The organism is Oceanisphaera sp., from assembly GCF_052084945.1.
Taxonomy (GTDB): domain Bacteria; phylum Pseudomonadota; class Gammaproteobacteria; order Enterobacterales; family Aeromonadaceae; genus Oceanimonas.
On the sequence record NZ_JBQDEX010000105.1, the window covers coordinates 1 to 9,905 of the forward strand.

Here is a 9,905-nt window from a genome sequence, read left to right on the forward strand (position 1 = left end):
TAAAAACTATAGCAAGGCCTAAAGAGGTCGAATAAATTCAACCCTACTACGCTCGGGGTAGATTGGTATAAAGTTTGGCCCTCTGGCCAATGTTGAGTTGAAGGATCTTATGCAAATATTTCGGGCACATTGGCTGGCGCCTTGGTTTAACCATCCTTTTTTAGCCTGCGAGCTTACGCACTCTGGCGTCATGCTACATCTAAAAAATGAACGCCATAGCCTGGGTTGGCACGAGCTGAGTGCACCGCCCAAGCTGGTTAAAGGGCGGCGTTTTTATCGGCTGCATTTATATTGTGCACAAGGTGATATTGAACTGGGCTGGCTACCCAAAGCGGCGGCTAACTCCTTATATCAAGCTATCAATATTGCCTGGTATCGATTGTTCGCCTCGCACCTTTTACCGGTGGCCGAAGCGTGCTTAACAATATTAGAGCAAGGCTATTTGCGCCATTCTCGTTGGCAGCAAATACAAAAATTGCTGACCAGCATTGATTACCCAGCTACAGCAAGCGTTTGGGGCTCTTTAACGCCGCCGGCTGAATTATCAGATCGCGAAGCGGCTGCCATTGGCTTAATTGGCACCTTAATAACAGCAAACCAGGCGTGGCGTGATCAGTGCTGTGACGAGTACTGCCAGCAGATGCTGATTGAATATGCCGACCTCTTTGACACCCTAGAAGCCCACCCCTTAACTGACGCGCAGCGTCTAGCTTGTGTGGTTGATGAAGACAGTAACTTGGTCTTAGCGGGGGCGGGCTGTGGCAAAACCAGCGTGATGACAGCTCGTGCTGCATTTTTAGTCGCCTCGCAACAGGCTAAACCTGAAGAGCTGCTATTGCTGGCGTTTGGCAATGAAGCCGCCACTGAAATGGCGGAACGTTTAGCCGGCCAACCGAACACGCGAGATGTTAAAACCAGTACCTTTCATGCGCTGGGCTTAATGATTTTAAGCAAGGTGTATGGGCATACCCCCGCCCTAAGCCCATTGGCACAACAAGACAGCGCCCGCATTCAAGCGCTGGCCGAGTGGTTAGAGCAATTATGCGATGAAGATAAAGCTTATCATCAGCAGTTAAATAATTGGCTGCGTAGTCGGCGTGTTAAAGCCGAACCTAAACCCGATTATCGTCGGCTAGCTCGCGAGTGGGCCCCCATAGTGGCCGCGTTAAAACTATATGGTGAGCCTGAGCCAACAGATTTATCGTCTGAGCTGGCGGCGCAACTGCAGCTAATATTGCCGCTGTTACATCGTTATCAGCATGAATTGGCTGAGCAAGAACACATTGATTTTGATGACATGATAGAGCAGGCCGCAGAGCTGGTACGCCAAGGGCGCTTTACCGTGCCGTGGCGCTATATATTGGTGGATGAGTTTCAAGATATATCTGGCCCGCGGGCTCATTTATTGCAAGCGCTGCGTGAGGGCGCGCCTGAATTGTCGTTATTTTGTGTTGGAGACGATTGGCAGGCGATTTATCGCTTTAGTGGGGGCGATGTCACATTAACGACGCGCTTTGCCGACACCTTTGGTGCCAGCCGTATTACTCGTTTAGATAAAACATTTCGTTTTAATAACCAAATAGAGCAAGTAGCCAGTCGTTTTGTACAGCAAAATCCTGAACAATTAGCCAAAACGCTCACCACACACACCCAAAGTGCGTCACCCTGCGTGCATGTGTTGCCCGTTAATGCCGATAGTCAAATAGACGTTATTAGTCGCCTATTAGGGCAAATAGCGGCAGAACAACCTCACGCCTCTGTGTACTTGCTTGCCCGGTTTCGTTTTAGTCTGCCAGATAAGCCTGTGCTTAATAGGTGGCGAAAGCGGTTTCCTGGCTTACATATTGCGACACAAACCCTGCACGCCGCCAAGGGCAAAGAGGCCGATCACGTTATTATGTTAGGACTTGGCTGCGGTAAATATGGTTTTCCGCCCGAGCAAAATAGCACGGCTTTATTAGATAGCTTACTCCCTAAGGCCGACACCTTTCCTTATGGTGAAGAGCGGCGCTTATTTTACGTAGGCCTTACCCGTGCTCGCCAACAGGTATTTTTGCTGGCCGATGCACAGCAGCCCTCTGTGTTTATTAAAGAGCTTACCGCCACTGGGTACCCCAGTGTGAGTAAGTGGGGGTAAAGGTGTTAGAGGCTACTCATCCCTGATGGGTTATGGCAAAATAAAGGGTTATCAATCAGCATATTAAATTATTAACAGGAGTGGCCACGCCGTGCCCCAAAACAAACTCACACCGGTGACGCCGGCTCTGTGGTCCAATCGCTTTGTGTTTATTATGGCGGCAGTGGGCTCTGCTGTCGGGTTAGGTAATATTTGGAAGTTTCCCTACATTACTGGCGAGAACGGCGGTGGGGCTTTTGTGTTGGTGTATTTGGCCTGTATTGCCATTATAGGCTTGCCGCTGATGATGTCAGAAGTCATGGTGGGGCGTCGCGGTGGTAAAAGTCCCATTGGCACTATGGCCGTGGTGGCTAAAGCAGAGGGGCGCAGCCCACGCTGGGTGGGTGTAGGCATAATGGCCACCTTGGCGGCGTTTTTAATTTTGTCGTTTTATAGCGTGATTGCCGGCTGGACCATGCCCTATATTATCTCGGCATTAAGTGGTCAGTTCAGTGATATTAGTGCAGAAAGCACCGGTGCTTTATTCGACGGTTTATTGGCCTCGCCGTGGCAGTTACTGATGTGGCATTCGGTGTTTATGGGGTTAACCATTTTAGTGTCGGCCGGTGGCGTGCGCCATGGGTTAGAAAGAGCTGTCACTAAGCTGATGCCGGCTTTATTTGTATTACTGCTGATATTGGTCGCTTATGCCACCACTACGGGGCACTTTGGTGAAGCGCTGAGCTTTTTATTTAAGCCGAACTTTTCAGCGCTTACCGCTGAGTCTATTTTGATTGCCTTAGGCCATGCCTTTTTCACTCTGAGTTTGGCCAGCGGCGCCATGATGGCTTACGGCGCCTATTTACCTAAGCAGGTCTCTATTGCGCGCACCGCTGTAGTGGTGGCCATTATGGACACTGGGGTGGCCTTATTAGCGGGCTTGGCCATTTTTCCGATCGTGTTTGCTCACGGTTTGGCCGCAGGTGAAGGACCCGGCCTTATTTTTGTGACTCTGCCGGTGGCCTTTGGACAAATGCCGGGGGGGAGCTTCTTTGCCACCTTGTTTTTTGTGCTGTTATTGTTTGCCGCTTGGACTTCTTCTATTTCTATGTTGGAGTCTTTGGTTAGTTACTTAAACGAAAAAGGGGTGAGTCGCGTAACTGCGGCCATTGGCGGTGGGCTGGCGGCCTGGCTGGTAGGCATTACAACGTTATTGTCACTCAACGTTTGGTCTGATTTTACTCCGCTGGATATGTTTGCCCGCTTTGAAGGCAAAACCTTGTTTGATTTATACGACTATTTAACCGCTAATATCATGATGCCAATTGTCGCCTTGCTGATTGCGTTATTTGTTGGTTGGAAGATGAATCCCGAACATTCTAAGCGCGAGTTAGGGGCCTGGCATAAAGTGTGGTTTCCCGTTGTGCGCTACCTATCACCCATAGCGCTATTAATCGTGTTTTACTTTAATTTGAAATAAAGCCGCGCCTAGCGCTAACTGACCGCTGTCTTTTAGCTAGGCGCTTGGTGCTCGGCGCTTGGCGCTGCCCTTACCCCATACCTCTCTATTTTTTTGAGCAGCCCTTGGCGAGATAAGCCTAGGGCCTGAGCGGCGTGGGTGCGGTTGTTGTTATGCTTGGCGAGCGCTTGGCTGATCAGGCTAATTTCTAACGCTTTTACTTGCGACTCTAGGGTGTGCTCTGAGCTGGTGGCGACAACCGTATGAGGCTTTATTGCCCCCTTGTGAGCTGACGCGCTGGGGTAAAGCAGTGCTATGTCGTCCAGAGTAATAAGGCCATTACGTGCGATGGCGGCAACACTGTCTAAGGTGCTTTTTAGCTCCCGTACGTTGCCCGGCCAAGACTGCTGCATAAACCAGTTAAAGGCACTGCTGTCAGGATGTTTAGGCGCTTGATGGTGGGCCTTAGCTTGCTGGGCTAAAAAGTGGGTGATCAGTAAGGGTATATCTTCGGGTCTCTCATCTAAGGGGCTGGTTTCGATATTGACGCCTTTAATTCGATAATAGAGATCTTCTCTAAACTCGCCCAAGCGCACTTTTTTTGCTAAATCGGCATTGGTTGCCGAGACTAAACGCACGTCTATGGTTTCGAGCTCTCGCCCCCCCACCGGATAAAAACTGCCTTCTTGTAAAACCCGCAACAACTTAATTTGCATGGCTTGAGGCATTTCGCCTATTTCATCTAAAAATAAGGTGCCGCCATCAGCCAGTTTTAATAGCCCCTTGCGAGCTTTGTCAGCACCGGTAAAGGCGCCCTTGGTGTGCCCAAATAGCTCGCTTTCAAGCAACTCGGCTGGAATGGCCCCACAATGCACAGGAATAAAGGGATGCTGAGCGCGGTTGCTAAGGTCATGAATAGCTCGCGATATCACCTCCTTCCCTGTGCCCGAGGGGCCTGTGGCCAATACCCGTACATCTGTCGGCGCAATACGCTCTACTAAAGTGCGTATATTATTCATAGAAGTAGAAGCACCAATAAGACGATTGAGCACAGATTCAGGAGTGAGGTCGCTCTTTAAGCTGTTAATCTCTCGCACCAACAAATGTTTAGTGAGCGCGCGTTTTACCACCACGGCCAACATATCGGGATCTATGGGTTTGGCTAAAAAGTCCCATGCACCTTGGCGCAGAGCTTCTAGAGCTAATTCGCGCTCGCCATGGCCGGTTAAAATGATCACGGGGCGATCAATCAACGACGGCAAAGCGGCCAAGGTGTGCGCTGGGTTAAAGTATGGCGGCAATGAAAGATCGAGCAAGATCAAGTCGGCATCAAATTGGCTGAGTTGTTCGGTAAGCTCAGTAAGGCTGGCGCCGGTTTGTACCTGATAGCCTTCTTGAGTTAGCCACTCGCAACTTAAGCTTCTAAAGGCGGGTTCGTCGTCGATTAAAATAATGCGCGCTTGGTACAACAAAGGTTGAGTCATGGAAGATCCTTGGGAAAATAAAGCTCGAACGTTACCGGCCAGCGAGTGCTATGACGATGGATAATATGACCGCCGTGAGCGTCCATAATGCGCTGTACAATAGACAATCCTAAGCCACTACCACCACTGCGCTGGCTCACAAAGGGACGAAATAAATGCGCGAGCATATCTGGGTTAATAGCAGGGCCATTGTTGTGCATTGTTATATAGCCGGCGTTGTTAGCCTCAATAAGAATATGACCCTGTGGCTGATTGCGTACAAAGGACAAGGCGTTGTCTAACAGGTTAATTAGCACTTGCTGTAATCGATAAGTGTCGGCATAAAGGGTTAGGCTGTCATCTACCTCAAGCTCAAGTGTCACCTGCTGCCAATCAAATTGTGCCCGTAAACTGGTCAATAAGGGGAGCAGAGCAATAGATTGGCGCTGTACGCTAATGGTGCCAGAATAAGTGAGCATATCGGAAATGAGTCGATCGGCGCGCTTGAGTTGGCTTTGGATCATGGCTTTACGATCGGCCGCTAATCCCGCGGTTGCCATAGAGATAATATTCAGCGGGTTGCGCAGTTCATGCGCCATGGCCGCAGACAAGCCACCTAACTCCACTAAGTGCTGTTCCGATAAACGTGTACGCTCGGCCTCGGCCAGTTGCAATGACCGCTCAAGCAAGCTACAACGCGTGGTAAGTAGTGACGCAAATACATCAGCGGCCAAGCGCACGCTGGGTGTCACATCATCAAACCCTTGTAAGCGCGATTGCCAGCCAGAATCATGATAAGCACAAATAATACAAGGGCCGGGGGCGAGCTGCTCTGTGTGTTGGGCGGGCAGTAGCTGTACACAAATAGCTTGGCCCATTTGTTGGTGCAATAATTGCTCGGCAATGACACTAAGCTCGGCCCAATCTCGCGCTTGGGCTAACTGTTGCAGCCAGTCGTCTAGGCGCTGTTCATCGAGTTGACTGCCGGGATAAATTACCCGACTCACCAGCTGACTAACCGGCTGGTATAAAGCCAGTGCCAGTGTGAGTAATAGCATTGAATAAAGCCATAACTGCCAGTTAGGGACGCTCGCTAATGCCTGCATACCAAACTGACCCGCCACTGAGCTAAGTAGGGCAATAATGCCCAATACCAGCAGTGTCATTAATACCCATAACAGCGCCCGGTTGGCCCAGGCGTTAATATCTAACATTTGATAGCGCACTACGCCATACACCAGCAACACCACATAACTGGGCAGCAGCAACATGGGCCAAGGGTACCAGTGCAGGCCCAGTGAGGGAAAAATAAAGCTACTTGCTAGCAATAATCCCCAAGCTCCGGCGGCAAACATAGCGGCAATAGAGCGGCGCCTATTGCCTCGGTGAAGGTGGCCACCCCACAACAGTAAGGCGTGTGCCAATATACCCACCACAATGGTGTAGGTGATGTTAAACCAACCGATACCGCTAAATACAAAGTAGTGGCTAAAATGCCCAAACGAAATAATTTTTCCGCCCTGACCCAGTAAACTAATAGCGATGACACTAATCGCCGCCCCATAGAGCAGGGCGCGTTTATTGGCTAGGCGCGTTAACCACACTCGTTGTGCAGGGCCTTGGTTCACAAAGCCGATGGCAAAGTCGAGAAAAAAAGTAGGCATCAGTGGGTTGGCTAAAATAAGCAGCTTGCCTATTGACTGCCAGCCGTAAAACACCGATACATGTCCACTACACCACAGTGCCATCATAATGCCAAAACCGGCCAGCGCTTTCATACTGCGTTTATTGCGCGCTCGCCAAAATAGCCAGGTCGACACGAGTAGCGCACAGGCGGCGGTAAGCAGCATCATGAGTTCAAAAGCTAAATCGAGCGCCATTATTATCCTTGGAAGGGTGCAGGTAACATAATAGTGAATTTTTGATCTTGTATGAAAAAGTAAAATGTCGAATTCAAAATATAAGCGTCATAGAGAGGATTAGTTTCGGGCGCCTTAACCGTCAACCTAGTTGACACTTATTCCGGTAAAAACTGTAAACCTTGTTGTCGGATGGGGCAAGTATTATTGCTTTAGTTGATCTAAGCCAATGCAAACACTGCTGTTTTATTTTATGGCATAGTTTATGCTTTATATTAGCAATAACAATTAAACACTGACTCTGAGGCGTATGCTATGTACATAACTCGTATTATTCAGGAATTTTCAGCCATTTTTATAGTATTACCTCTGGCTATGCAGCCTGTGGCAATAAACCATTTCAGCGGGCTTAAGGGGGCGTTATGGAGTTAGATTCGGCTATGCTGTCGCGAATTCAATTCGCGTTTACTATCAGTTTTCATATTATTTTTCCGGCCATTACCATAGGGCTGGCTACAGCCATTGCTATTTGGGAAGGCTTGTGGCTAAAAACCCGTAACCCGGTGTATTTTCAATTAGCTAAGTTTTGGATAAAGCCCTTTGCCATTACCTTCGGCATGGGGGTGGTCAGTGGCATAGTGTTGTCGTATGAGTTTGGTACCAACTTTTCTGAGTTTTCCGAAATAGTGGGTCCAGTGTTAGGCCCCTTACTGGCTTATGAAGTGCTAACCGCTTTCTTTTTAGAGGCCGGTTTTTTAGGCATTATGTTATTTGGCTGGCGTAGAGTGGGTGAAAAGCTGCACTATTTTGCCACCTGTGTGGTGGCCTTGGGCACCTGGATTTCTTCATTTTGGATTATTGCCGCCAACTCTTGGATGCAAACTCCCGCCGGTTATATTGAAGTAGACGGCCACTTTGAAGTCGCCAGCTGGATGGAAGTGATCTTTAACCCTTCGATGCCGTATCGTTTAGCGCACATGCTGCTGGCTGCTATGTTAACGGCCATCTTTTTAATTGGCGGTGTTAGCGCGTGGTATTTACGTAAAAACCGTGACTTAGCCTTTGCCCGCAAGGGGTTATCTATGGCGTTGTGGGCGGCGCTTATTTTGGCTCCCTTACAGCTTGTTGTGGGAGATTTTCATGGGTTAAACACCAAAGAACACCAACCCATTAAAGTGGCAGCCATGGAAGGCATTTGGCCTGAGCAAGAGGCTGGGGCTCCATTATTATTGTTTGCCGCCCCTGATATGGAAAACGAAACCAATCACTTTGAAGTCAAAGTCCCTAAAGTGGCGTCGCTGATTTTAACGCATTCGTTAGACGGTGAAGTACAAGGGCTTACCTCTGTGGCCAAAGAAGACCGCCCTTATGTGCCACTCATCTTTTTCTCCTTTCGTATTATGGTGGGCTTGGGCATGTTAATGATTGCCGCCGCTGTATGGGGCTTGTGGTTGCGCCGTAAAGGGAAGGTGTTTGAAAGTAAGCCGTTTTTATTATTGATGAATGTCATGATCCCCACCGGCGTAATTTGTACCTTAGCCGGTTGGTATGTCACTGAAGTGGGGCGCCAGCCTTGGTTAGTGCAAGGTTTGGTACGCACCATGGAAGTGGTAACGCCATTACCTGCCGAGCGAGTCTTATTTTCGCTTACGCTATTTGTATTAACCTACAGCACCTTGCTGCTGGTGTACTTGTATTTTATGGCCAAATTAGTACGCAAAGGGCCGGCAGATTTAGCGCGCCTAGAAGAGGACATGGTTGGCGTTAATGCCCCAAGCTTTGCCCTTGAATGGGTGAAAAAGCTACAACGTGATGTGGTGGAGGATTAATGATGGACTTAGCGCTATTTTATTATTTATTAATGGGCTTTGCGGTACTGATGTATGTGGTGCTGGATGGCTTTGATTTAGGGTTAGGGATTTTATATCCCTGGTTTAAAAGTGAGCATGAACGCGATCACATGATGCGCTCTATTTCTCATGTCTGGGATGGTAATGAAACCTGGTTAGTGTTTGGTGGTGTGGTGTTATTTGCCGCTTTTCCTGCCGCCTATGCAGGTATTTTATCAACCATGTATACCCCGATTATTATTATGCTTATTGGGTTGATTTTTAGAGGCGTGGCTTTTGAATATCGCTTTAAATCTCATCGCTCTAAGCCTTTATGGGATGTGGCGTTTTGTGTGGGCTCTGGCGTTGCCACTTTTTGCCAAGGCGCCATTTTAGGGGCTGTGGTGCAAGGCGTAGAAGCAGGAGAGCAGGGCGCCTTAGACTGGTTAACACCATTCAGTGTCTTTACTGGTTTGGCATTAATGGCAGCATACGCCTTACTTGCTTGTTGTTATTTGGTGATGAAAAGCCGCGGTAATATGATGGCCCGCTCTGCCCATTTGGGGCGCAAGTTGGTGCTGACTGTGATGGTGATTTTTGCCGTAGTCAGCCTGTGGACCCTATTGGCGAATGCTGAGGTGCGTGAGCGCTGGTTAGAGGGAATGAACTTTGTTTATTTATTGCCCCTGCCACTGCTTAGCGCATTATTTGGCTGGTTATTATATCGCGACCTCGACGGCGAACCCCATGAAACCCGCCCGTTTTGGTTAGCGGTAGGGCTGTTTATTCTAGGGTTTGCGGGATTAGTGGTGGGCTTATTCCCCTATCTTATTCCTCATCAGTTAACCCTGTGGGAAGCCAGCGCCCCTGACTCTAGCCTGACTTTCTTATTACCCGGTATTTTCATCTTCTTGCCGTTAATTTTTGCCTACACCTTATGGGGCTATCGTATTTTCTCGGGCAAGGTAGAAGATTTTGAAGAAGGGTATTAAGCCATGGCAAAGCGCAATAAAAGTGGATTGTGGTTTGTGGCGCTGTATATAGCAGGCGTGTTGGTGCTGACCTTAGTTGGTGGTGCCATTAAGTTACTGCTAACTGGGTTGTAAGGCCGAGTACAAAGTCAAAAAAGCCGCAATAGCGGCTTTTTTTATGCCCAAATGTCGTCATAAAGCGTATTAA

The 9,905-nt window shown here is 48.8% G+C and carries 6 protein-coding genes; 4 read left to right on the forward strand and 2 right to left on the reverse strand.

Annotation, left to right across the window (positions count from 1 at the left end; translation table 11 throughout):
* Positions 1–109 precede the first annotated feature (109 nt).
* Positions 110–2,137 carry a UvrD-helicase domain-containing protein gene (locus tag ACTHY5_RS09655; protein WP_441879106.1) on the forward strand — a complete coding sequence of 676 codons (2,028 nt, stop codon included), beginning with the start codon at positions 110–112 and terminating at the stop codon, positions 2,135–2,137.
* 91 nt (positions 2,138–2,228) lie between these two features.
* On the forward strand, positions 2,229–3,596 hold the full coding sequence (locus tag ACTHY5_RS09660; protein WP_441879108.1) for a sodium-dependent transporter: 1,368 nt from the start codon (positions 2,229–2,231) through the stop codon (positions 3,594–3,596).
* A 32-nt stretch (positions 3,597–3,628) separates the two neighbouring features.
* Here the strand turns inward: ACTHY5_RS09660 and ACTHY5_RS09665 are convergent, their stop codons facing one another.
* Both ACTHY5_RS09665 and ACTHY5_RS09670 read right to left on the reverse strand, forming a co-directional pair.
* Positions 3,629–5,059 (reverse strand): sigma-54-dependent transcriptional regulator, encoded by a 1,431-nt coding sequence (locus ACTHY5_RS09665; protein WP_441879110.1) that lies wholly within the window; start codon positions 5,057–5,059, stop codon positions 3,629–3,631.
* A complete protein-coding gene (locus ACTHY5_RS09670) occupies positions 5,056–6,918 on the reverse strand; it encodes an ATP-binding protein (RefSeq protein ID WP_441879112.1) in 1,863 nt (620 codons plus the stop codon). Before ACTHY5_RS09670 ends, ACTHY5_RS09665 begins: the two co-directional genes overlap by 4 nt.
* Before the next feature lie 401 nt (positions 6,919–7,319).
* On the opposite strand from ACTHY5_RS09670, the gene ACTHY5_RS09675 reads away from it, so the two are divergent.
* A complete protein-coding gene (locus ACTHY5_RS09675) occupies positions 7,320–8,726 on the forward strand; it encodes a cytochrome ubiquinol oxidase subunit I (RefSeq protein ID WP_441879114.1) in 1,407 nt (468 codons plus the stop codon).
* Positions 8,726–9,718, forward strand: coding sequence for a cytochrome d ubiquinol oxidase subunit II (cydB, locus tag ACTHY5_RS09680; protein WP_441879116.1), 993 nt, complete (start codon positions 8,726–8,728; stop codon positions 9,716–9,718). The genes ACTHY5_RS09675 and cydB overlap by 1 nt, the downstream gene beginning before the upstream one ends.
* The last annotated feature ends 187 nt before the right edge of the window (positions 9,719–9,905 follow it).

Coding starts and splice junctions, on each gene's coding strand:
- ACTHY5_RS09655 (WP_441879106.1), top strand. CDS start 110: ATGCAAATATTTCGGGCACATTGGCTGGCGCCTTGGTTTAACCATCCT.
- ACTHY5_RS09665 (WP_441879110.1), bottom strand. CDS start 5,059: ATGACTCAACCTTTGTTGTACCAAGCGCGCATTATTTTAATCGACGAC.
- ACTHY5_RS09670 (WP_441879112.1), bottom strand. CDS start 6,918: ATGGCGCTCGATTTAGCTTTTGAACTCATGATGCTGCTTACCGCCGCC.
- ACTHY5_RS09675 (WP_441879114.1), top strand. CDS start 7,320: ATGGAGTTAGATTCGGCTATGCTGTCGCGAATTCAATTCGCGTTTACT.
- cydB (WP_441879116.1), top strand. CDS start 8,726: ATGATGGACTTAGCGCTATTTTATTATTTATTAATGGGCTTTGCGGTA.